General features: G+C 59.5%; 22 protein-coding genes, 1 tRNA gene and 2 pseudogenes. 5 read left to right on the top strand and 20 right to left on the bottom strand.

What is annotated here, in order from left to right:
* Nucleotides 1-126 precede the first annotated feature (126 nt).
* Nucleotides 127-645, bottom strand: coding sequence for a DUF1993 family protein (locus CFII68_RS10765; RefSeq protein WP_018609125.1), 519 nt, complete (start codon nucleotides 643-645; stop codon nucleotides 127-129).
* 173 nt (nucleotides 646-818) lie between these two features.
* Here CFII68_RS10765 and CFII68_RS10770 point away from each other — a divergent pair.
* Both CFII68_RS10770 and CFII68_RS27515 read left to right on the top strand, forming a co-directional pair.
* Nucleotides 819-1,067: pseudogene (locus tag CFII68_RS10770) on the top strand (site-specific integrase); the annotation flags it as partial.
* Nucleotides 1,068-1,371: 304 nt separating this feature from the next.
* Nucleotides 1,372-1,518, top strand: a pseudogene (locus CFII68_RS27515) (site-specific integrase); the annotation flags it as partial.
* A 169-nt stretch (nucleotides 1,519-1,687) separates the two neighbouring features.
* Here the strand turns inward: CFII68_RS27515 and CFII68_RS10775 are convergent.
* The 12 genes from CFII68_RS10775 to nac form a co-directional block, all read right to left on the bottom strand.
* A complete protein-coding gene (locus CFII68_RS10775; RefSeq protein ID WP_018609120.1) occupies nucleotides 1,688-2,521 on the bottom strand; it encodes an ABC transporter substrate-binding protein in 834 nt (277 codons plus the stop codon).
* 56 nt (nucleotides 2,522-2,577) lie between these two features.
* Nucleotides 2,578-3,306 (bottom strand): amino acid ABC transporter ATP-binding protein, encoded by a 729-nt coding sequence (locus tag CFII68_RS10780; protein ID WP_018609118.1) that lies wholly within the window; start codon nucleotides 3,304-3,306, stop codon nucleotides 2,578-2,580.
* A 23-nt stretch (nucleotides 3,307-3,329) separates the two neighbouring features.
* Nucleotides 3,330-4,073 carry an amino acid ABC transporter permease gene (locus CFII68_RS10785; protein WP_033062724.1) on the bottom strand — a complete coding sequence of 248 codons (744 nt, stop codon included), beginning with the start codon at nucleotides 4,071-4,073 and terminating at the stop codon, nucleotides 3,330-3,332.
* A gap of 6 nt (nucleotides 4,074-4,079) precedes the next feature.
* Nucleotides 4,080-4,781, bottom strand: coding sequence for an amino acid ABC transporter permease (locus CFII68_RS10790; protein WP_018609115.1), 702 nt, complete (start codon nucleotides 4,779-4,781; stop codon nucleotides 4,080-4,082).
* A gap of 118 nt (nucleotides 4,782-4,899) precedes the next feature.
* Entirely contained in the window at nucleotides 4,900-5,652 is a 753-nt protein-coding gene (locus CFII68_RS10795) for an SDR family oxidoreductase (protein WP_018609113.1), read from the bottom strand.
* Between the two features lie 131 nt (nucleotides 5,653-5,783).
* Nucleotides 5,784-6,551, bottom strand: a complete 768-nt coding sequence (locus CFII68_RS10800) for a LamB/YcsF family protein (protein ID WP_018609112.1) — start codon at nucleotides 6,549-6,551, stop codon at nucleotides 5,784-5,786.
* A 16-nt stretch (nucleotides 6,552-6,567) separates the two neighbouring features.
* Nucleotides 6,568-6,972, bottom strand: coding sequence for a biotin/lipoyl-containing protein (locus CFII68_RS10805; protein ID WP_018609109.1), 405 nt, complete (start codon nucleotides 6,970-6,972; stop codon nucleotides 6,568-6,570).
* Between the two features lie 12 nt (nucleotides 6,973-6,984).
* Nucleotides 6,985-7,956, bottom strand: a complete 972-nt coding sequence (locus CFII68_RS10810) for a biotin-dependent carboxyltransferase family protein (RefSeq protein WP_018609108.1) — start codon at nucleotides 7,954-7,956, stop codon at nucleotides 6,985-6,987.
* Nucleotides 7,953-8,624 carry a 5-oxoprolinase subunit PxpB gene (gene pxpB / locus CFII68_RS10815; RefSeq protein ID WP_018609105.1) on the bottom strand — a complete coding sequence of 224 codons (672 nt, stop codon included), beginning with the start codon at nucleotides 8,622-8,624 and terminating at the stop codon, nucleotides 7,953-7,955. The genes CFII68_RS10810 and pxpB overlap by 4 nt, the downstream gene beginning before the upstream one ends.
* The gene (gene accC / locus CFII68_RS10820; protein ID WP_018609104.1) at nucleotides 8,621-9,973 is read right to left on the bottom strand and encodes an acetyl-CoA carboxylase biotin carboxylase subunit; all 1,353 of its coding nucleotides are present in this window, start codon (nucleotides 9,971-9,973) and stop codon (nucleotides 8,621-8,623) included. The genes pxpB and accC overlap by 4 nt, the downstream gene beginning before the upstream one ends.
* Before the next feature lie 31 nt (nucleotides 9,974-10,004).
* Complete coding sequence (locus CFII68_RS10825; protein ID WP_018609101.1) at nucleotides 10,005-10,433, bottom strand: acetyl-CoA carboxylase biotin carboxyl carrier protein subunit; 429 nt, start codon at nucleotides 10,431-10,433, stop codon at nucleotides 10,005-10,007.
* 115 nt (nucleotides 10,434-10,548) lie between these two features.
* On the bottom strand, nucleotides 10,549-11,454 hold the full coding sequence (gene nac / locus CFII68_RS10830; protein WP_018609099.1) for a nitrogen assimilation transcriptional regulator NAC: 906 nt from the start codon (nucleotides 11,452-11,454) through the stop codon (nucleotides 10,549-10,551).
* Nucleotides 11,455-11,765: 311 nt separating this feature from the next.
* Between nac and CFII68_RS10835 the strand changes: the two genes are divergently transcribed.
* From CFII68_RS10835 to CFII68_RS10845, 3 genes are all read left to right on the top strand, one after another.
* Entirely contained in the window at nucleotides 11,766-12,974 is a 1,209-nt protein-coding gene (locus CFII68_RS10835) for an aspartate transaminase (protein ID WP_018609097.1), read from the top strand.
* Nucleotides 12,975-12,983: 9 nt separating this feature from the next.
* On the top strand, nucleotides 12,984-14,528 hold the full coding sequence (locus CFII68_RS10840; RefSeq protein ID WP_018609096.1) for an MFS transporter: 1,545 nt from the start codon (nucleotides 12,984-12,986) through the stop codon (nucleotides 14,526-14,528).
* 63 nt (nucleotides 14,529-14,591) lie between these two features.
* A complete protein-coding gene (locus CFII68_RS10845; protein WP_018609094.1) occupies nucleotides 14,592-15,923 on the top strand; it encodes an OprD family porin in 1,332 nt (443 codons plus the stop codon).
* 139 nt (nucleotides 15,924-16,062) lie between these two features.
* Here the strand turns inward: CFII68_RS10845 and CFII68_RS10850 are convergent.
* The 7 genes from CFII68_RS10850 to rpmI all read right to left on the bottom strand — a co-directional run bounded on the left by CFII68_RS10850 (nucleotide 16,063) and on the right by rpmI (nucleotide 20,995).
* Nucleotides 16,063-16,139, bottom strand: a tRNA-Pro gene (locus tag CFII68_RS10850).
* Nucleotides 16,140-16,229: 90 nt separating this feature from the next.
* Entirely contained in the window at nucleotides 16,230-16,586 is a 357-nt protein-coding gene (locus CFII68_RS10855) for a MerR family transcriptional regulator (RefSeq protein ID WP_003179985.1), read from the bottom strand.
* A complete protein-coding gene (gene ihfA / locus CFII68_RS10860; RefSeq protein WP_002553164.1) occupies nucleotides 16,567-16,869 on the bottom strand; it encodes an integration host factor subunit alpha in 303 nt (100 codons plus the stop codon). The genes CFII68_RS10855 and ihfA overlap by 20 nt, the downstream gene beginning before the upstream one ends.
* A gap of 3 nt (nucleotides 16,870-16,872) precedes the next feature.
* A complete protein-coding gene (pheT, locus tag CFII68_RS10865) occupies nucleotides 16,873-19,251 on the bottom strand; it encodes a phenylalanine--tRNA ligase subunit beta (RefSeq protein ID WP_018609054.1) in 2,379 nt (792 codons plus the stop codon).
* Nucleotides 19,252-19,287: 36 nt separating this feature from the next.
* On the bottom strand, nucleotides 19,288-20,304 hold the full coding sequence (gene pheS / locus CFII68_RS10870) for a phenylalanine--tRNA ligase subunit alpha (protein ID WP_003203624.1): 1,017 nt from the start codon (nucleotides 20,302-20,304) through the stop codon (nucleotides 19,288-19,290).
* A gap of 109 nt (nucleotides 20,305-20,413) precedes the next feature.
* Nucleotides 20,414-20,770, bottom strand: a complete 357-nt coding sequence (gene rplT / locus CFII68_RS10875; RefSeq protein ID WP_002553161.1) for a 50S ribosomal protein L20 — start codon at nucleotides 20,768-20,770, stop codon at nucleotides 20,414-20,416.
* A 30-nt stretch (nucleotides 20,771-20,800) separates the two neighbouring features.
* Entirely contained in the window at nucleotides 20,801-20,995 is a 195-nt protein-coding gene (gene rpmI / locus CFII68_RS10880) for a 50S ribosomal protein L35 (protein ID WP_002553160.1), read from the bottom strand.
* Between the last annotated feature and the right edge of the window lie 41 nt (nucleotides 20,996-21,036).

Raw genomic sequence — 21,036 nt, 5'->3', positions numbered from 1 at the left:
CCAAACTGATCTCAATGTCTTTTGGGAATACGAGCTTTCCATACCAGCCGTGCCCGGCCGTAAGAATGGCCGTTTTTATTGGCGCTCGCTGCAATCGAATGCCTACAAGTGCTTACCAAGAGCCAATTACTGGCGCTGGTAGGCGAACATGTGCTGTACGTAATCAGCTTTCCCGAGAGGTACGCCGTTATGACGAAGGATGTTGTACGCCGTGACTAGATGAAAATAGAACTGTGGCGTGACCCAGTTCACCGCGTATTCACTGCCGGTCATATCGAACGTTATGCCATTTGGTAGCGCGATAGCGATTTGTCGCTCTGCACCTTCATCCACCTGGGCACGGTCCACCGAAGCAAGAACCGCCAGAGTACGCTCGATCAGTGCCTTCGCTGCAGCCAAGTTTTCGGGGGGAGCGAGCGATTGCAACGGCTGCTGTGTAAGCCGCTGGACCGCCTCCTGCGCCTGAGTACAAGCATACTGAACTTGTCGGGCTAGATTGTGCATATCCGGTGCAAGCCGAGCTTCAAGCAGAATTTGCGAGTCATAGCCGCGTTCACGAGCGCCAGTCTCGCCCTTAGACAAAAGAGACGATAGGGATCGCAGCATCTGTGCGAAACAGGGGATGGTAACTGAGTAGACCGACATATCTTTTCCCTAAGTAGTCATTCAAAGCGGGCACAAGCGACCAGCCTTTCTTCCGTCCAGCGGGCTGAATGCTAGCAGATTGCTGCACTTCATCCGCCAACAGCAGCGTCTTCTTCCCCGACACCACCCGAATGCACTCTCCTCCGTGCCCAACGGCGACCAGCGGAAAGGTTCGCGAGCCCTACCCGATGACGTGGGAAGAGCAATCGATCCTCTTCGGGGAATTGCCGGCGCACCTGCAGACAATGGACTTGTTCAAGGTGAACACAGGTTGCCGCGAGCAAGAAGTCTGCAAGTTGAGATGGGATTGGGAGATTCCGGTGCCGGGACTTGGCACCAGCGTGTTCCTGATTCCGTCAGACTTCGGCGGCAGGAACGAGCGGTCGGGTGTGAAAAACGGTGATGAGAGATTGGTCGTGCTTTGAAGAGGAAGCAGGCGTGAAAAATCTAGGAGTCACACAAAAATCACGCACATGAAAAAGGCCAATGCTGTGAACATTGGCCTAAGTCATTGAAAAATATGGTCGGGACGGAGTGATTCGAACACTCGACCCCTAGCACCCCATCTCCTTTTTCATACTTCTTGAAAGATCCCAAAATTTTACTCTGGATTTTTCTAAGCTAGTATTTACTTGAGCTCCAGCGATGTTCTGCTCTGCGAGAGTCCAGGAACGTCCATCAAGAGCCGACGTTTTTGTGGGGGTAAAAGTAGGGATAACCTATTTTATGGCCAAAATCACCATCAAAGAACTCGAGTCGCTGACCGCTGAAGATGCCGGCCGAATCCTCAGGGAGGATGGCAATCTCGCCGGTCGAATTTCGGTGCGTAAGGACGGAGTGTCGGTCAGTTTTTTCTATCGTTATTGGGGTAATCCTTTGGACATTCAGACTGACTGAGCACCGCTTGCTGGCCTATCAACGCTTGAGCTGAAATACAGAGGCCGCCTTATAACAAGCCAACAACACACACGTGAAAAAGCCCGACGCTGAAATGCTCGCCGGGCTTTTCCCGTCATTGTTCGGCAATGACGGCGTATCGGGTTTAAGGCAAAGGATCGAACTTCAAACTGCTGAGGCTCTGCACTTTATCCTCGCGAACCATTTTGTACTCGGTGTTCGGGCCGATCCAGCGATCCCAGATTGCGTCGATCTCCCCGGCTTTTTCCATTGCCGCCAATGACTCGTTGACCTTGGCGAGGAATGCCGGCTCATCCCGGCGCATGCCCGCGCCAATCGGTTCGAGCGCCATCGGCTCCTTGGCAAGCGCCAGTTCCACGCCACTGGCCTTGGCTTGATTGACCAGTTTCAAAGCGGTCATGGTGTTGGTCACCAGGCCCACGACCTTGTTTTGCTGCAAGGCCATGTAGGCCGAGCCGGTGTCCTGGAATGTTACCGGCGTGGCCCCGGCGATACGGATCGACTGCTCGGACGTCGAGCCTTTGGTGGAGCTGATGCGCTTGTCCTTGAAGAAGCTTTTCGGTTGACCGGCGTTGACCGCGCGCACCACCAGCGTTTCCTTGGCGATGTAGTACGGGTCGCTGAACTGGATCTGTTCGGCGCGGGTCTTGGTGTAGGCCAGGTTGGCGAAGATCACATCGACGCGGCCCATCTTCACTTCAGGAATCCGTGCTTCAACAGACAGCGGTTTGAGCTCCAGTTCCACCCCTATTGTCTTGGCCAGGGCCTTGCACAAATCGACGTCCATCCCTACCAGTTCGCGGGTTTTCGGATCGGGTGCGGAAAAAGGCGGCACGTCAGCATACACACCGCAGCTCATGGACTTCTTGGCCATGATGTCGCTCAATTGATCGGCCTGGGCGACCGCAACAGCCAAAGGACCTAACGCCAGCGTGACAAACAGATGCTTCATACGCATGGAAAAACTCCTGGGATTGAAAAGTCTGATGGCAGAGGTAACAAAACCGCTGCGGCTCAATGGGCGCGCAGATCGGCGATAAATCGTTGCGCTCGGGGGTGCGAGGGTTGGTTGAAGAAGCTCTCGGGCGTGCTCTTTTCCAGAATCTGACCCGCGTCCATGAACCAGATGGTGTCAGCCACTTCACGGGCAAAATTCATCTCGTGAGTCACGCACATCATGGTCATTCCATCCTTGGCCAAACTCTTCATGACGTTCAGCACTTCCCCAACCATTTCCGGGTCGAGTGCGCTGGTGGGTTCATCGAACAGCATTACCGGCGGCTCCATCGCCAGTGCCCGGGCAATCGCCACCCGTTGCTGTTGACCGCCGGACAACTGCGCCGGATAGGCGCCAGCCTTGTGCGCCAGCCCTACCCGATCAAGCAAGGTCATGGCCTGCTGCTTCGCGGCCGAGCCTTTCAGACCGCGAATTTTGCTCGGCGCCAAAGTGATGTTTTCCAGCACCGACAGGTGCGGAAAAAGGTTGAAACTCTGGAACACGAAACCCACCCGACTGCGCAGCCGGTTGATGTGCGCGTCAGTGCCGTGCACGTCCTGACCGTCGAACAGGATCTGGCCCTTCTGAATGTCTTCCAGGCGGTTGACCGTGCGGATCAGCGTCGACTTGCCGGACCCTGACGGACCACACAACACCACCACCTCGCCGGGTTTCACCTCGGCGGTGATGTCGGTCAGTGCGTGGTACTCGCCGTACCATTTGTTGATGTTTGAAAACATGATCATTGGATGCATGGACGCAACCCTCTTCAATTATCGATGGCCAGCAAGGGATCGGCAGCCACGGCCGGACCACCGTTGCCCAGACGCTTGCGAGCGATACGGCGCTCCACCCAGCCGGCCAGATGCGTCAGGCCAAAACAGAGCAGGTAGTAGATGATCGCCAGGATAAAAAACACCTGGAACGGCTTGGTCAGTAGCTGGTTATTGACCTGGTTGGCAGCGAAGGTCACCTCCTGGACGTTGATCACATAGCCCAGCGAGGTTTCCTTGATGATCGAGATGAATTGGCTTATCAGGCTCGGCAGCGCGTTGTAGAGCGCTTGCGGCAGGATCACCCAGATCGTCGTGCGCAGGTAACCGAGGCCCAGTGCGCGGGACGCTTCGTACTGACCCGGCGGTAACGCCTGGATGCCGCCACGAATGATTTCGCACAGGTAGGCGCTCTGGTAGATCACCAACGTGCAGAGCATGGTGACGAACCCGGTGATGTTGTGACCGATCAACAACGGCACCAGGAAGTAGGTCCAGAAAATCACCATCAGCAGCGGAATACCGCGTAGCACATAGACCCACACCGTGGCCGTCCAACGCAGGCCCTTCCACGGCGAAACCCGTGCCAGCGCCAACAGCAAACCGAACGGGAATGCCAACAACAGAGCCAGCGCCGCCAGGATCAAGGTGCTGGCCAAACCACCCAAGGGGCCATGCGGGTATTGGCCGATCAGAAACAGCGTCCAGTTGTTTTGCACAATCGAGAAAAGATCGAACATGCTCATCTACCTCGCCAGCGCTTTGTTGAAGCGCCGCGCCAACAATGCGCCGAGCCCCATCAACAGCAGTGAAAAGACCAGGTAGAACACCGTGGCAACCAGGTAGGACTCGAACGTGCGGAAGGTGTAATTCTCGACTTCGCGGGTGGCGTAGGTCAGTTCGACCACGCCGATGGCCATGGCCAGGCTGGTGTTCTTGAACAACAGCACAGTGTGGTTGATCAGCGAGGGCAGGCAATTACGCACGCCCTGCGGCAGGATCACGTAGCGCATCGAACGCACATAACCCAGCCCCAGCGCTCGGGATGCTTCGGTCTGCCCCGCCGGAATGGCACGCAAGCCACTGCGGATGTCTTCACAAAAATACGCGGCCTGGCACAACCCCAAGGCAATCACCGAGAACAGGTATTCAGTGCTGTAGTTGGCCAGCCACAACTGAGTGGATTCGCTCAACAGCGTCGGCACACCGAAGTACCACAGCATCAATTGCACCAGCGTCGGCACGTTGCGGTGATAAGACACGTAACCGGCCACCAGACGATCAGCGAGCTTGTTGCCGGTCAGGCGAACGGTCACCAGCAACAGCGCCAGGGCCATTGCCAGCAGCCAGGCGAACAGCGCCAGTTGTAGAGTCGTTTCGATGCCCTTGACGATCAGCTCGGCATATTCGCCTTGCAGAACCGCGGCCAAATCGAAGTCATGCTTCATGATCAATCCCTACGGGCATTGGGCTAGGGCAGAATTGACAAGCGTCTGGCGAGCCATGACGTGAGTACCGCGTGACGGATTGATCCGTTCTTCTGGGGGCGTCCGTTGCCAGGAAATCTCAGCCCTGGTAATCCTGTGGGCGAGCCGTGGACAGACCGCCGGGCACTTGCAGGGTCGGGGTGATTTCCATGTGCCCGACGTTCACCGCAACCGGGGCGGCGATGGCAAACGCGATGGCATCGGCGATGTCCTTGGCCTGGGGCAGCTCGAAGCCTTCGACGAAGCGCTTGTAGGTCTCTTCGGAGTCGCCATGGACGTGGGCAAAAATATCGGTGGCCACGCGGCCCGGGCAGATCTCGGTGACCCGCACCCGCTTGCCGAACGCGTCGATACGCAGTTGCCGCGAGAGCATGCTCACGGCGGCTTTCGTCGCGTGGTACGTGGAGTTGCCGCCGAAGTTGTATGCGCCGGCAATCGAACTGATGTTGATGATATGGCCGCAATCACGCTCGACCATCCCCGGCAACGCCAGGCGTGCCAGGTGCAGGACCGCCCGCAGGTTGACGTCGATCAGCAAGTCGATGCCTTCGGCGTCCGCCTTGAGAATCGAGCCCGGTTTATCGACACCGGCGTTGTTCACCAGAATGTCGAACTGCTGGGTTTCGAACAAACGGGTCAGCCCGGCCAGGTCAGTGACATCGATGGCGTGCGCGATACAGCCGGTCTTGGCCGCCAGTTCTTGCAGCTTGTCGGCGCTGCGGGCCAATGCGTGTACCTGCACGCCTTCCTGACACAGGCGTTCGACGACGGCGGCGCCGATCCCGGAAGAAGCACCGGTCACCAGCGCGGTTTTGTAATCTGAAAATGGCATGAAGTTGTCCTCGTATTACGTGTGCGGATCACTCGGTGATCGCGATGACTTCGACTCTATCCAGCCCTGAAGCCGTGGACCAAGACGGAATGACTGTGTGGCAATAAGCCCTGCTTATGACCGTGCAACCGTTACGCCAACAGCTGCGAAATGGGTGTGACGCAACCACCCGCCAGCTCGATTTCTCGACGGATGGTGCGGGCCAGTTCGACGGCGCCAGGCGTATCGCCGTGCAACAGGATCGAATGCGCCGGCACCGCGATGTGCTTGCCGTTGAGCGTGGTCACGGTACCCTCCTCCAGTAACTGTCGAACCCGCTGCAGCACGTCCGCCGGTTCCTTGATCACCGAGCCCGGCACCTTGCGCGGCACCAGCAGGCAGTTATCGTCGTAGGCGCGGTCGGCCAAAAACGTGGTGGCGACCCGCAACCCACATTTGTCAGCAGCGTTCTCGATGGCACGACTGCTCGATGAGCTGATAATCAGTGTCGAATCGAACGCTGCCACCGCGCGCACCAAAGGCTCTGCCAACGCCGCATCGGCGGCGACCATATTGCCCAGCGCGCCGTGAAAGCTCATGTGCGTCATGCGGTGGCCATTGACCGCCGCCATCCCGGCCAGCGCGCCGAGCTGATACACCACGTAGGTCGCCAGTTCCTTGAGCTCGATGTTCATCTGCCGCCGGCCAAAACCCATCAAGTCGGGAAAACCCACATGGGCGCCCAGATCGATACCGCCTGCCTTGGCCAGCCGCACGGTGTTGTCCATGATCAGCGGATCACCGGCATGGAAACCGCACGCCACGTTGGCCGATGAGATCAGGCTCATCAACGCTTCATCCTCACCCATGCGCCACGGGCCGAAGCCTTCGCCCAGATCAGCGTTCAAATCAATCTTCATCACTTGCCCTCGCTCGTCATGCCGCATCCAGGCGCATGAACGCCTCTCCATAACCGACGGTCGTGCCACACACCGTCAACACCGCCGCCAGCCGTCCGGCCTTCTGGCTGCGCACCGGCAGCAGCAAGTCGCCGACTTGCAGCAACGCCACCAGCTGCCCTTGCTCCACTCGACTGCCGACCGATGCCAGCACCTCGTTCTGTTGCGGATGCGTTAGTAACAACTGGCCCAGACCGGGGCTCTTCAACAACAATTCATCTGTAACCTTTGGCGCCATGGGGGTTGCGATTTGAATGGGTGCTACCACCTCGTCGACACAGCGCTTGAGCAGTAAATGCAGCCCCGGACGGCGGATTTCTGCGCCGGCCAGGTGGGTCTCCTTGAGCCACACCGCCAACTGGCGGATTTCCTGATTTGTCATGGTCGAATGTCCTTAACACGAGGCCAGCCCGTGAAGATCGACCAAGCGGCTGACCTCCGCGAGATAGCGCGAATTATCTTCCAAGGCCGCAACGGCTTCGGCATAGCTGCACTCGATAAACCGCACCTTGCTGCCAATCGGCGCCTGACCCAAGCGCCACAGATCGGCCTCGATCACCGTGCCGAATTTCGGGTAACCGCCGCTCGGTTGCGCGTCACGCATCTGAATGATCGGCTGGCCACCGTGGGGCACCTGAATCACGCCGGGGACGATGCCGTGGGAACGGACTTCCATCGGCACCTTGGGCAAGATCGGCGCGCCTTCGAGCCGGTAGCCGTAGCGGTTGCTCTGGGTCGTGACCTTCCACTCGCCCGCCCAGAACGCCACACGGGATTCGTCCAGAAAACACTCGTATTCGGCCGCAGGCAGGACGCGCATGGCCGGTAATCCATCGAGTTGCAACGCCAGCGCCTGATTCGGGGACACGACGCCGAAATCCGTAGGCAGTGCACTCAGGCCTGGACGCAGCGCTGCAACCCGGTCGCCCTGCTGCAAGGCTCGCCCCTGTAAGCCTCCGAATTCACCGCGTAATTGAGTGCTGCGCGAACCCAGCACCTGCGGCACGTCGACACCGCCGGCCAGGCATAGATAAGCGCGGCTGTCGGAGGTCGGAAAGCCGAGGTTCAACACCTGGCCTTCCCGCGCCTGCGTCACCCAGGATGGCGGCAATGGCTGGCCGTCGAGGGAGGCCTCGCAAGCCGCGCCGGTCACCGCAAAGGCGCAGTCTTGAACAAACCGCACATCGAATGGGAACAGCGGGATTTCGATGGCCGCTGCGCCCTCGGGATTGCCCAGCAGCAGATTGCCCAACGCCAGCGCCAAATGGTCCATCGCACCGGAGGTTCCCACCCCGTAACCGAGGCTGCCAAAGCGGCCGAAGTCCTGCACCGTGGCCAGGGCGGTGGCCGATAAAATCTCGATCATCGAATGATCCTCTCGATGCGCAAGCGCAACATGTCGCCCGGCCTGAGCATCGCCGGAGGGTTTTGGGTCGGGTCAAAAAACGCCATTTCGGTGCGGCCGATGGTGTTCCAGCCACTGGGGCCGGCGGAGGCGGAGACGCCAGTCTGCACCCCGCCAATCGATACCGAGCCGGCGGCTATGCTGATCACCGGCACTTGGCGTCGTGGCGTGGCCAGGCGCGAATCCATGCCGCCGAGGTAGCAGTAACCGGGATGGCTGCCCAAGGCATATACCGGGTACAACGGCTCGCAATGCAGATTGGCGATGGTCTCGATGTCCAGCCCGGTGTGCGCCACCACATCATTGATGTGCGGGCCGAACTCGCCACCGTAGACCACCGGCAATTCAACGATTCGACCTTCCAGTGGCAATGGCCGACTGGCCTCCCACGCCTCCTGCAATCGCTCGCACAAGCCATTGATGTCGCGTGGCGGCTTGATGAACGTCAGCATCAGGTTGTTCATGCCTGGGACCGCTTCGTGGATCTCGGCCCACTCCCCGGCCTGCAAAGCCAAGCTCCAAATGCGTTGTTGCGGCGCTAGATCGAGTTCGCCCGGCGCCTCGAACAGCAAGGCCGTGGAGCCCAGCAGGCTGATGTGCGGACGCGGCGATACAGATGCTGTGTTCATGTCGGACTCCGTTGTTGCAGCCAGCGCTCCAGGTGATGAATGTCCACGCCTCCGGCACAGAACGCCGGGTCGTCGAGAATGTCGCGGTGCAAGGGAATATTGGTCGAGATGCCTTCCACCACCAACTCACTCAGGGCCAGGCGCATCCGCGCCATCGCCTCATCGCGCGTGGCGCCGTGGGTGATGACCTTGGCCACCATCGAGTCGTAATACGGTGGCACCCGATACCCGGTGGTGACGTGGGAATCGACCCGAACGCCAAAGCCACCGGGGACTTCCCAGCGCTGGATCAACCCCGGCGTGGGCATAAAGGTGATCGGGTCTTCGGCGTTGATCCGGCATTCCAGGGAGTGGCCATTGAGCTGGACGTCTTGTTGGCGCAGTTCCAGTACTTCGCCACGGGCCATGCGCAATTGCTGTTGGACGATATCGATGCCAGTGGTCATCTCCGTCACCGGGTGTTCGACTTGCAGCCGGGTGTTCATTTCGATGAAGAAGAACTCGCCGTCCTCGTACAGAAATTCGAAGGTGCCGACGCCGCGATAGCCGATCTGCCGGCACGCGGCGGCACAACGCTCACCGACCTTGGCGATCAGTTCCGGATCAATGCCCGGCGCCGGCGCCTCTTCCAGAACTTTCTGGTGCCGACGCTGCAACGAACAATCGCGGCAACCCAGCCAGATCGCATGCCCATGGGCATCGCACAACACCTGGATTTCCACATGCCGTGGATGGCCGAGGAACTTCTCGATGTAGAGTTCCGGGTTGCCGAAGGCCAGCCGCGCTTCTTCGCGGGTCAGGGCGATGGCATCGAGCAGTTCGCCCTCTTCTTTCACCACGCGCATGCCACGACCACCGCCACCACCGGCCGCCTTGACGATGACCGGGTAACCGATTTCCCGAGCGATGGCGAGGATGCTCGCATCGTCGGCGGGCATCACTGAATCCGGCCCGGGTACGCAGGGAACACCGGCTTCACGCATCGCCCGTTTGGCCGCGACCTTGTCGCCCATGGTGCGAATGCACGCCGCGCTCGGGCCGATGAAAGTCAGTCCTGCGTTTTCTATACGCTTGGCGAACCCGGCGTTCTCCGACAGAAAACCGTAACCCGGATGAATCGCCTGAGCGCCGCTGACCTTGGCGGCGAACAGCAGCGCCGCCTGGTTCAGATAACTCTGGCCCGGTGACGCCGGTCCGATGCACAGGGCCTGGTCAGCGTTTTGCACATACTGGGCGTGACGATCAGCCTCAGAGTGCACGACCACGGTTTGTATCCCCAGGCCATGGCAGGCTCGCTGAATGCGCAGGGCGATTTCGCCACGGTTGGCGATCAGCACTTTGTCGAACATTGAATTCACCTGAAAGAGGATGGGCTTGGAATCAGTCGAAACGGAACAGCGACTGTCCGGCTTCGACTTCGTCGCCACTGTGGGCAAGGATCGCGGAGACCCGACCACCGATTTTGGCCTTGACCGGGTGGAACATTTTCATCGCTTCGAGGACCGCCAGGGTTTGCCCTGGCTCGACCTGATCACCGACCGCGACAAACGGTGCCTCTCCTGCCGCGGGCGTCAGATGCAGGACGCCATACAGGCTGGCCTTGATCTCGGTAGCGGCCATCGCCAGGGTTCCTGGTGTGGGCAAATCCGCGGTCGGTGTCGGCCAAGGCTCTGCCGTCGACTCGGTCGTCACGACCTTCCCAGCCTGTTTGAAAAGGCGAATCGTACTGTCGCCTTCAGTCAGACTCAGTTCGAGCAGATCGGATTCGGCGAGCAAATCGATCAACCCCTTGATGCGTTCTGAATCCATGCGTGAGCCCCTGCCTGTCGAGCATGTCTTAAGTGGATGGGGTCAATGTAGCGAGCCCTTCCATCGGCGACCAAGACGCTTTGGCTTTGGGGTGATAAGCCGTCCTTATGACCGTTCAGATCAAGCTGCCGCGCATCTCCGCGACCAGTTCCAGCAGGATTGCCTTGACCGCTTGAGCCGGCACCGACAACGGCAGGTGCCCGGACAGACACAGCGCCAGGGGCGCCTCGATTTCAGGCTCGACAATTCGGCACATGTGCACCGACGTGGCCGCGACCATCACCCGCGCCGAGGATTCGGGCAGGATGGTCGAGCCAAAGTGCTCGGCGACGGCGGCGGTCAACGTGATCGATGATTCGATTTCCGCCACCACCCGCGCGCTCAGGCCAATGCGCTGGAAAGCTTCATCCGCCAGTCGCCGCATGACGTTGTAGGGACGCGGCAGGAGCATGTCCATGTCCGCCAGTTCAGCCAGCGGGATCTCTTCGAGAGAGCTGATCGAAGGATCGGCACTCACCAGATAGAGGTGCTCGCGCAGCAGCGAGACGAAACTCAAGCCATGGACTTCGCGCCCGCCATAGAGCACGGCCATGTCCATCCGGCCGTTCATGATCAACTCGCTCAAGGTGGTGCCGAAGTTTTCGTTGAGGTACAGCAGAATGCCCGGATGGCGTTCGCGCACCCTGCGCAGCAGCGGCAGTGACAGCGTCGATGCCGCAGTGCCTGGCGCCAGGCCGACCGAGACCTGCCCGGACAACGCCTGCCCCGTGGCATTGATGTCACTCTGAGCCTGTTCGCATTGACGCAGAATGATCTGGGCATGGCCATAGAGCACCTTGCCTGCCTCGGTCGGGGTGACGCCGCGTTTGGTCCGAATCAGCAACTGCTGTTGCAACTCCGCTTCCAGCGTAGCCAGTTGCTGACTGAGTGCCGGTTGCGCGACATGCAGCACATCGGCGGCCTGGGTCATGCTGCCAATATCGACGAGCTTCACGAAATACTTCAAACGGCGCAGGTTCACGTTGGCGGTGCTCTTGCTCGAAAAAGGAAGACAGCCCATAGGCTTTAGCAAGAGCCAGGCCAGCCACGAGACGTCGCGCGCGGGGTTAACGGCAAGACCCAAACCATAAGCCTTTGCTATGGCTGGATCGTAGTGGCCGTGAATGACACCCGCCACGGGCAGCCAGGCTTGATCGCACCGTCTTGGTGCAAGGGCTGTTCAGTTCCAGCCATAAGCGATGCCTATCCGACCAGAACGATCTCATCTTATGGCTGCCCGTGTAGCGACTCGTACTGTAGGACCTCGTCAACGCCATCAACGAGGAACGACACGTGACCGCCTCCCGCATCGCCGCCCGTGTGCAACGCATCAAACCGTCCCCCAGCAGCGCTGCTTCCGACCGTGCGAACGAACTTCGCCGGCAGGGCAAATCCATCATCAATCTGGTGGTCGGCGAGCCGGACTTCGATACCCCGGCGAACATTCGGCAAGCAGCGAACGCCGCCATCGAACGTGGCGAAACCCGTTACACGCAAAATGCCGGTACCCCGGAACTGCGGCAGGCCATCGTCGCCAAGCTGGCACGGGAAAACGGCCTGACTTATGCGGCGAATCAAATCCTGGTCACCAGCGGCGCGAAGAGTGCGATCTTCAATGCCTTCGCAGCCACCCTTGGCGCCGGCGATGAAGTGCTGATTCCGGCACCGTACTGGGTCTCGTACCCGGATATGGTGCTGGCCTGCGAAGGCGAACCGGTTACCCTCGCCTGCCCGGAAGAACACGCCTTCAAGCTGACCCCGGAGCAACTGCGCGGCGCGATCACCGAACGCACTCGCTGGTTGCTGCTTAACTCGCCGAGCAACCCGACCGGCGCCAGCTACAGCGCTGCCGAACTGCGCGCGCTGGCCGATGTGCTGCTCGATCATCCACAAGTGTTGCTGATGACCGACGACATCTACGAACACATCCGCTACGAAGGCCTGGACAACCCGCACATCCTCGCCATCGAACCGGCGCTGACCGAGCGCACCCTGGTGGTCAACGGCGTGTCCAAGACCTATGCCATGACCGGCTGGCGCATCGGCTACGCCGCAGGCCCGGCCGACCTGATCGGCGCCATGGCGACCCTGCAATCTCAATCGACCAGTAATGCCTGCTCAGTCAGCCAGGCGGCCGCGGTCGAGGCGCTCAACGGCGACCAGGCCTTCGTCAAGGAAAGCGTGGCGGTTTACCAGCAACGTCGGGATCGCTGCCTGGACCTGCTCAACGCCATCGATGGCCTGAGTTGCCGCAAACCCGATGGCGCGTTCTATCTCTATGTGAACTGCTCCGGGCTGCTGGGCAAATCAACCCCTCAAGGCAAGCGCCTGGACACCGACTACGACGTGGTCATGTATCTGCTGGAAAGCCAAGGTGTGGCGGTGGTGGCAGGTACCGCTTATGGCCTGGCGCCGTTCTTCCGGATGTCGATTGCCACCGACATCAAGACCCTCGACGAAGGTTGCTCGCGCATTGCTGCTGCCGTTGCAGCGTTGAGCTGAGGACTGACGATGGCCGTGGCGACCCACCCTCCCCTGAGCTTCAAACAGGCCCTGCTGGCGATGCTCGGCATCTCGTTGGTGCTGATGCTTTCGGCGCTCGACCAGACGGTGATCGGCAACGCCTTGCCGAGCATCGTCGCCGAGCTCAAGGGTTTTGAACTCTACGCCTGGGTTGCCACGGGCTACATGCTGGCGTCAATCGTCACTATCCCGATCTTCGGTCGATTAGGGGATTACTACGGGCGCAAGCCCTTCGTGATTGCCGCCACGCTGATCTTCACCCTGGCGTCACTGGCCTGCGCGTTGGCCAGCGACATGCTGTTGCTGGTGATCGGCCGCGCCTTGCAGGGCGTCGGCGGCGGCATGCTGATCGGCACGGCGTTCGCCTGCATCCCGGAACTGTTTCCCGACACCCGACAACGCCTGCGTTGGCAAATGTTGTTGAGTGCCCTGTTCAGCGTAGTCAACGCTATAGGCCCCGGATTGGGTGGCTATCTCACCGGGGCGTTTGGCTGGCGCTCGGTGTTCTACCTCAATCTGCCGCTGGGTTGTCTGGCGCTGTTCTTCGCCTGGCGCTACCTGCCTTACTACCGCCCTCAACAACCGACAAAAATCAGCCTCGACTGGCCCGGTGCATTGCTGATTGCCCTGGCGCTGGGAAGCCTGCAACTGTTTGTCGAATGGCTGGGGCATTCCAGCCTGATGTTGAGTGCGGCGCTGGGCTTGTCCTGCTTGGCTGCAACCGGCGCATTGTGGTTTTGGGAGCGGCGCTGCCAGCACGCACTGCTGCCCTCGGCATTGCTGCGACTGCCAAGCATACGCCTGCTATTTCTGCTGTCGGTGACGGCCGGCGCGATCATGTTTTCGCTGCTGTTCTATCTACCGTTGTTACTGCAGGGCAGCTATGGCTACTCGCCGCAGGATGCAGGTCTGTTGATTACGCCGCTGGCGCTGAGTATCACGCTGGGGGCGATCGTCAACAGTCGCATCGTCACTCGCCTGCGCAATCCAAACTGGTTGCCGCTGGGAGGGTTCGTCGCGCTGTTGCTGGCCTGCCTCAGCCTTGCCGTTGCCGGACGCGGCGCGTCTTTCAACCTGTTGCTCGGTTTGATCCTGCTGGCAGGTCTTGGCTTGGGCTTCATTCTGCTTAACCTGACCGTCTTCACCCAGACCCTCGCCGAGCGGCAGTTTCTTGGGATCGCCACGGCGCTGACGCAATCCTTGCGACTGGTGGGTGGACTGCTCGGAACCGCCTCGATGGGCGTGCTGGTCAACCTGCTTTACAGCACCAACCTGCAACGTCTTTTTATCGCCCAAGGGCACGCTGACGGTTTGGCGCTGTACGCCGACCCGCAGGTCCTTTTACGCCCCAATGCCGCCCTGCTCGAACATCCGCAATGGCTAAACCTGGCCCGTGATGCCCTGGCCCAGTCAGTAGGCGTCGGCTTGCTGCTGTGCGCCGGCATCGGCGTGCTGGCGCTGTTCATTCTGTACCGCTTGCCGCCCGTGAGATTGAACGTCTTGCCGGCCACCGTCGCTCCTGAAAAACAATAAAAACCTTTACTGCCGCCTTTGACTGCCTCTCACAACATTCGACAACTCATGGGGATGACTCCGATGGAGCTTTTCAATCGCGCACCTAAAGTAGTGGCCGGCATTTGCGGCCTGATCATCGCTCAACAGGGTTACGCCGCAGGCCTGGTAGAAGACAGTAAGCTGAGCGTGCTGGCCCGCAACTTTTTCAGTAATGCTGACAACCGCAGCGGCTCCGCCGACCCCAACTACACCCAGGAATGGGGCCAGGGTTTTATCGCCAACTTTCAGTCCGGCTACACCCAGGGCTCGGTCGGCTTCGGCGTGGATGCCATTGGCATGTTCGGGGTCCGCCTGGACTCCGGTAAAGGCCGGCACTACAACCCTGAAAGCAGCGCCTTCAACGGCAACATCTTCCCGACCGACAGCGATGGCCGTGCGGTCGATGAGTTCGGCAGCCTGGGCCTGACAGCCAAAGCGAAGTTCTCCAACACCGAACTCAAATACGGCACCCTGGTTCCGATGTTGCCGGTGGTGATGTCCACTGACCGCATGCTGCAACAAACTTTCAACGGCGGGCAGATTCAGTCCAAAGACCTGGAGAATTTCACCTTCACCGTCGGTCAGTTGGAGCATGTGAAAGGTCGCGGTTCAAGTAACCAGATGGGCATGTCCATCCCCGGTGCAAACAACGCTCAGACGGGCGAGTTCGTCAACAAGTTCTATTACGGTGGCGTGGACTACAAGCCGACCAAAGACCTGACCTTGCAGTACTACTATGGCAACCTGCAGGACTTCTACAAACAGAACTTTCTGGGTCTCAAATACGACTGGCAGGTCGGCCCCGGTACCCTGCGCACCGACCTGCGTCACTTCGACAACCGCTCCGATGGCGCCAATGGCCATGATCCCGACTTCTTTACATTCGGCTACTACGGCAACGGCGTGACCAAAGGTAAAGTCGACAGTCGCCTGAGCAGCGCGCAATTCACTTACCTGGTGAACGGCCACACCATCGCTGCCGGCCTGCAGCAAGTCAGCGGCGACAGCGATGCGGTCTGGTTGAATCAGGGTGACGGCTCTACCGCCTACTTCATGACGGAGTCGATGATCGGTAAGTTCCAGCGCGCCGGGGAAACCACCTGGCAGGTTCGCTACGGCTATGATTTCGCCAAGGTCGGGGTTCCTGGTTTGAGTTTCTTGGGCATGTACGAAAGCGGCTCGAACATCCGAACTCCGACAGGCGATAAAAGCGAATGGGAACGCAACCTGACCGTGAGCTATGTCTTTCAGCAAGGACCGCTGAAAGACCTGAGCATTGCCCTGCGCCACGCCTCATTGCGCACCGAAGTGTCTACGCAACGGGACAGTGATGAGCATCGGGTAATTATTAGTTATCCGCTGAATATTCTGTAAAAGCCGACACACCGGGTGATGCGCATCGTCACCCAGTGTGCTCAGCGAATTTACCGGATAGTTTTGCGCGGGTTTTGCGCAGACACAAAAAAGCCGATCCATGTGATCGGCTTAACTGCCTGATTTTACTCAGTAAATATGGTCGGGACGGAGTGATTCGAACACTCGACCCCTAGCACCCCATGCTAGTGCGCTACCGGACTGCGCTACGCCCCGACTAGGCGTGAATCTTGTTCCGCTTCTCAACGGAACGCTCAGGAATATATCGCAAGCTTTTGAAAACTGGAAGTATTTAAAAGCAGAAATTTATTTCTTGAGCACCACCAGTACATCTTCGAGCTCGGCGATCATCTGGCGGATCATCTGTTTGTACTGGGTTGTATCGTCTTTGGCCTCATCACCGGAGAGGCGCAAGCGCGCTCCGCCGATGGTGAACCCCTGATCGTACAGCAGCGCGCGGATCTGCCGGATCATCAGCACGTCTTGGCGCTGATAATACCGACGGTTTCCGCGGCGCTTGACCGGGTTGAGTTGAGGAAACTCCTGCTCCCAATAGCGCAGCACGTGTGGTTTTACCGCACACAGCTCGCTGACTTCACCAATGGTGAAGTAGCGTTTGCCCGGGATGACGGGTAGTTCGTCGTTATGACTTGGTTCCAGCATAAGCCTCAACTCGGGCCTTCAACTTCTGCCCTGGACGAAAGGTGACCACACGGCGAGCCGTGATCGGGATTTCTTCTCCCGTTTTCGGATTGCGGCCAGGCCGCTGACGTTTGTCCCGCAGGTCAAAATTGCCGAAACCGGACAATTTGACCTGTTCGTTGTCTTCCAGAGCGTGCCTGATTTCTTCGAAAAACAGTTCGACCAATTCTTTGGCCTCCCGTTTATTCAGGCCCAGCTCCTCATACAGACGTTCCGCCATCTCAGCTTTCGTCAGAGCCCCCATACGTCACTTCCTTAACGTGGCGTTCAACCTGGTTTCGAGCGAGGTGAGGATATTCTGCGTTGCGGTATTCACCTCATCGTCATTAAGAGTGCGCGATGGATGCTGCCAGGTCAAGCCAACTGCAAGGCTTTTTCTATGCGGATCAATGCCTTTACCCTGATACACGTCAAATAGCCTGAGGTCCGTCAGCCATTCGCCTGCATTTTCACGAATTACGTCCAATACAGCACTGGAAGCAACCTCACGGTCGGCCAGCAACGCAAGGTCACGACGCACTTCAGGAAAGCGCGATAACTCCTGGAATTTCGGCATTTTCCCCAGTGCCACTTCGGCCAGAACCAGCTCGAAAACGAAGACTGGACGATCAAGGCCCAGGGTTTTCGACAGTTCAGGGTGAATGGCACCGACATAGCCGACTTCACGCCCGTCTCGCTCGATGCGCGCGGTCTGCCCCGGGTGCAGCGCCGGGTGCTTGCCCGGAACGAAAGTGAATGCGTCGAGCGCGCCGGCGAAGCCCAGCACCGCTTCGACGTCAGCCTTGACGTCGAAGAAGTCGACGACATCGCGACCTTGCGCCCAGCCTTCCGGCAAGCGGCTGCCACAGACGACACCGGCCAGCATCGGCTCTTGCTTCAAGCCATCCAGCTGACCGACAAAACGCAGGCCGCTTTCGAACAGACGCACGCGATCCTGCTGGCGGTTCAGGTTGTGCTGGAGCGACTTGACCAGGCCTGGCCACAGGGACGAGCGCATGGCAGCCATGTCGTTGGAAATCGGGTTGGCCAACAACAGCGGCTCGACACCCGGATTGAACAGCTCGAACTGGCGTGGATCGATGAAGCTGTAGGTGATCGCTTCCTGATACCCACGGGCCACCAACAGGCGGCGCAGTTCCGGCAGGTCGCTGCGGGCTTCAGCCTTGGCCTGTGGGGCCAGGCGTGCTTGCGGGTAGCGAACCGGCAGGCGGTTGTAGCCGTACAAGCGGGCCAGTTCTTCGATCAGGTCGACTTCCAGGCTGATATCGAAGCGATGGCTTGGCACTTCGACGTGCCACTGCCCTGCCCCATCGGCGCTGATGTTCAGGCCCAGGGCGCTGAGCAGGCGTTCGACTTCGACCGGGTCCATTTCCATACCCAGCATTTGGGTGATGCGCTGGGCACGCAGGGTCACCGGGGCAATCTTGGGCAGGTGCTGTTCGCTGACGGTCTCGATGATCGGGCCGGCTTCGCCACCGGTGATGTCCAGCAGCAGGCCAGTGGCGCGCTCCATGGCTTCACGGGCCAGTTGCCAGTCCACACCACGCTCGTAACGGTGCGAGGCGTCGGTGTGCAGGCCATAGGAGCGGGCCTTGCCAGCGACGGCGATCTGGTCAAAGAACGCGCTTTCCAGGAATACATCGCGGGTCGTGGCGGAGACGCCACTGTGCTCGCCGCCCATCACGCCGGCAATCGCCAGGGCGCGGGCGTGGTCGGCAATCACCAGGGTGTCGCTGCGCAGGGTCACTTCCTGGCCGTCGAGCAGCACCAGCTTCTCACCCTCTTCGGCCATGCGCACGCGGATGCCACCGTTGATTTCGGCGAGATCGAACGCATGCAGCGGCTGACCCAGCTCCAGCATCACATAGTTGGTAATGTCGACAGCGGCGTCGATGCTGCGCACGTCGGCGCGACGCAGGCGCTCGACCATCCACAGCGGCGTCGGCTTGGACAGGTCGACGTTACGGATCACACGGCCCAGGTAACGCGGGCACGCGGCCGGCGCGAGGACTTCAATCGAACGCACTTCGTCGTGCACGGCCGGCACGCTCGCAACCACAGGACGCGTCACGGGAGCGGCATACAGCGCGCCGACTTCACGGGCCAAGCCGGCCAGGGACAGGCAATCGCCACGGTTCGGCGTCAGGTCGACCTCGATGCTCGCATCGTCCAGGCCCAGGTATTCACGGATGTCCTGGCCCACCGGCGCATCCGCCGGGAGTTCCATCAGGCCATCGTTGCCTTCGCCAATCTGCAGTTCGGCCTGGGAGCACAACATGCCGTTGGACTCGACGCCGCGCAGCTTGGCTTTCTTGATCTTGAAGTCGCCCGGCAGTTCGGCACCGATCATGGCGAACGGAATCTTCAGACCCGGGCGCACGTTGGGCGCGCCGCAGACGACCTGGAAGGTTTGCGCGCCATTGCTGACCTGGCAAACCCGCAGTTTGTCAGCGTCTGGGTGCTGCTCGGTGCCCAGCACCTCGCCCACGACCACACCGCTGAAATCACCGGCGGCCGGCGTGACGCTGTCGACCTCAAGGCCGGCCATCGACAGGCGAGCAACCAGCTCGTCCCGACTTACCTGCGGGCTTACCCAGCCGCGCAGCCATTGTTCACTGAATTTCATCCTGCTCTCCTAATAGATTCGTTACGGACTAGCGACCTAGCGAAATTGCGCAAGGAATCGCAAGTCGTTGTCGAAGAACAGGCGCAAGTCATTCACACCGTAACGCAGCATGGCCAGGCGCTCGACGCCCATGCCGAAAGCAAAGCCGGAGAACTCTTCCGGATCGATCCCGGACATGCGCAGCACGTTCGGGTGAACCATGCCGCAGCCCATGACTTCCAGCCAGCCAGTCTGCTTGCAGACGCGGCAGCCTTTGCCGCTGCACATCACGCATTCCATGTCGACTTCAGCCGACGGCTCGGTGAACGGGAAGTACGAAGGGCGGAAACGCACGGCCAGTTCTTTTTCGAAGAACACCCGCAGGAACTCTTCGATCGTGCCTTTCAGGTCGGCGAAATTGATGTCGCGATCAACCAGCAGGCCTTCGACCTGGTGGAACATCGGCGAGTGGGTGATATCGGAGTCGCTGCGGTACACACGGCCTGGGCAGACGATGCGGATCGGCGGCTGTTGCGATTCCATGGTGCGGACCTGTACCGGCGAGGTATGGGTGCGCAACAGCATGTTCGCGTTGAAATAGAAGGTGTCATGCATCGACCGGGCCGGGTGATGGCCTGGGATGTTGAGCGCTTCGAAGTTGTGGTAGTCGTCTTCGACCTCAGGGCCTTCGGCAATGCCGTAGCCGATGTGGGTGAAGAACTGCTCGATGCGTTCCAGGGTCCGGGTCACCGGATGCAGGCCACCGGAAGTCTGGCCACGGCCAGGCAGGGTCACGTCGATGGACTCGGCGGCGAGCTTGGCAGCCAGATCCGCCTCCTCGAACAACGCCTTGCGCGCATTGAGGACCTCTGTGACACGCTCCTTGGCAACGTTGATCAGCGCACCGACCTGCGGACGCTCTTCGGCTGGCAGGTTCCCCAGGGTCTTCATCACCTGAGTCAACTCGCCCTTCTTGCCAAGGTAGTGAACCCGGATTTGCTCCAGGGCATTGATATCTTCAGCGCTTTGCACAGCCTCTAGTGCTTGAGCGACCAGCGCGTCCAGGTTTTCCATGTACAGACTCCAGATACGAAATAGGGGAAGAGCTTTAAGGCTCTTCCCCTATTTATGACGTTTGACACCTGGGCCCACAGATGTGGACCCCGGTGACTGCCGGGGGTACTTAAGCCAAGGTGGCTTTAGCTTTCTCGACAATCGCAGCAAACGCCGCTTTTTCGTTCACTGCCAGATCAGCCAGAACCTTACGGTCGATCTCGATGGACGCTTTTTTCAGGCCAGCGATGAAACGGCTGTAGGACAGACCGTTAACACGAGCACCAGCATTGATACGAGCGATCCACAGAGCGCGGAACTGACGTTTTTTCTGACGACGGTCACGGTAGGCGTATTGGCCTGCCTTGATTACCGCTTGCTTGGCAACACGGAATACGCGGGAACGCGCGCCGTAGTAGCCTTTAGCAAGTTTCAGAATTTTTTTGTGACGCTTACGGGCAATGACGCCACGCTTTACACGAGCCATGAGTTACTTCCTCTATTCTTGATCCAAAAATTAACGAAGGCGCAGCATGCGCTCGACTTTTGCCACGTCAGACGGATGCAGCAAGCTGCTACCGCGCAGTTGACGCTTACGCTTGGTCGACATTTTGGTCAGGATGTGGCTCTTGAAAGCGTGCTTGTGCTTGATACCGTTAGCAGTTTTCAGAAACCGCTTAGCAGCACCACTTTTGGTCTTCATCTTTGGCATGTTCGGATACTCCGCATTCAGTTGATAAACATAATCGCAAG

Origin of the sequence: Pseudomonas sp. CFII68 (genome assembly GCF_000416195.1) — a bacterium.
GTDB classification, from domain to species: Bacteria; Pseudomonadota; Gammaproteobacteria; order Pseudomonadales; family Pseudomonadaceae; genus Aquipseudomonas; species Aquipseudomonas kilonensis.
This window is presented reverse-complemented; position numbering and strand designations above follow the sequence as displayed.

Bases quoted from the DNA above. Each gene is read 5' to 3' on its own strand.
- CFII68_RS10845 (WP_018609094.1), top strand. From the start codon at position 14,592: ATGGAGCTTTTCAATCGCGCACCTAAAGTAGTGGCCGGCATTTGCGGC.
- CFII68_RS10780 (WP_018609118.1), bottom strand. From the start codon at position 3,306: ATGATCATGTTTTCAAACATCAACAAATGGTACGGCGAGTACCACGCA.
- pxpB (WP_018609105.1), bottom strand. From the start codon at position 8,624: ATGAACACAGCATCTGTATCGCCGCGTCCGCACATCAGCCTGCTGGGC.
- pheS (WP_003203624.1), bottom strand. From the start codon at position 20,304: ATGGAAAACCTGGACGCGCTGGTCGCTCAAGCACTAGAGGCTGTGCAA.
- ihfA (WP_002553164.1), bottom strand. From the start codon at position 16,869: ATGGGGGCTCTGACGAAAGCTGAGATGGCGGAACGTCTGTATGAGGAG.
- CFII68_RS10785 (WP_033062724.1), bottom strand. From the start codon at position 4,073: ATGTTCGATCTTTTCTCGATTGTGCAAAACAACTGGACGCTGTTTCTG.
- CFII68_RS10825 (WP_018609101.1), bottom strand. From the start codon at position 10,433: ATGGATTCAGAACGCATCAAGGGGTTGATCGATTTGCTCGCCGAATCC.
- CFII68_RS10855 (WP_003179985.1), bottom strand. From the start codon at position 16,586: ATGCTGGAACCAAGTCATAACGACGAACTACCCGTCATCCCGGGCAAA.
- rplT (WP_002553161.1), bottom strand. From the start codon at position 20,770: ATGGCTCGTGTAAAGCGTGGCGTCATTGCCCGTAAGCGTCACAAAAAA.
- CFII68_RS10810 (WP_018609108.1), bottom strand. From the start codon at position 7,956: ATGATCGAGATTTTATCGGCCACCGCCCTGGCCACGGTGCAGGACTTC.
- CFII68_RS10805 (WP_018609109.1), bottom strand. From the start codon at position 6,972: ATGACAAATCAGGAAATCCGCCAGTTGGCGGTGTGGCTCAAGGAGACC.
- accC (WP_018609104.1), bottom strand. From the start codon at position 9,973: ATGTTCGACAAAGTGCTGATCGCCAACCGTGGCGAAATCGCCCTGCGC.
- rpmI (WP_002553160.1), bottom strand. From the start codon at position 20,995: ATGCCAAAGATGAAGACCAAAAGTGGTGCTGCTAAGCGGTTTCTGAAA.
- CFII68_RS10765 (WP_018609125.1), bottom strand. From the start codon at position 645: ATGTCGGTCTACTCAGTTACCATCCCCTGTTTCGCACAGATGCTGCGA.
- CFII68_RS10840 (WP_018609096.1), top strand. From the start codon at position 12,984: ATGGCCGTGGCGACCCACCCTCCCCTGAGCTTCAAACAGGCCCTGCTG.
- CFII68_RS10790 (WP_018609115.1), bottom strand. From the start codon at position 4,781: ATGAAGCATGACTTCGATTTGGCCGCGGTTCTGCAAGGCGAATATGCC.
- CFII68_RS10775 (WP_018609120.1), bottom strand. From the start codon at position 2,521: ATGCGTATGAAGCATCTGTTTGTCACGCTGGCGTTAGGTCCTTTGGCT.
- CFII68_RS10800 (WP_018609112.1), bottom strand. From the start codon at position 6,551: ATGAAGATTGATTTGAACGCTGATCTGGGCGAAGGCTTCGGCCCGTGG.
- CFII68_RS10795 (WP_018609113.1), bottom strand. From the start codon at position 5,652: ATGCCATTTTCAGATTACAAAACCGCGCTGGTGACCGGTGCTTCTTCC.
- pheT (WP_018609054.1), bottom strand. From the start codon at position 19,251: ATGAAATTCAGTGAACAATGGCTGCGCGGCTGGGTAAGCCCGCAGGTA.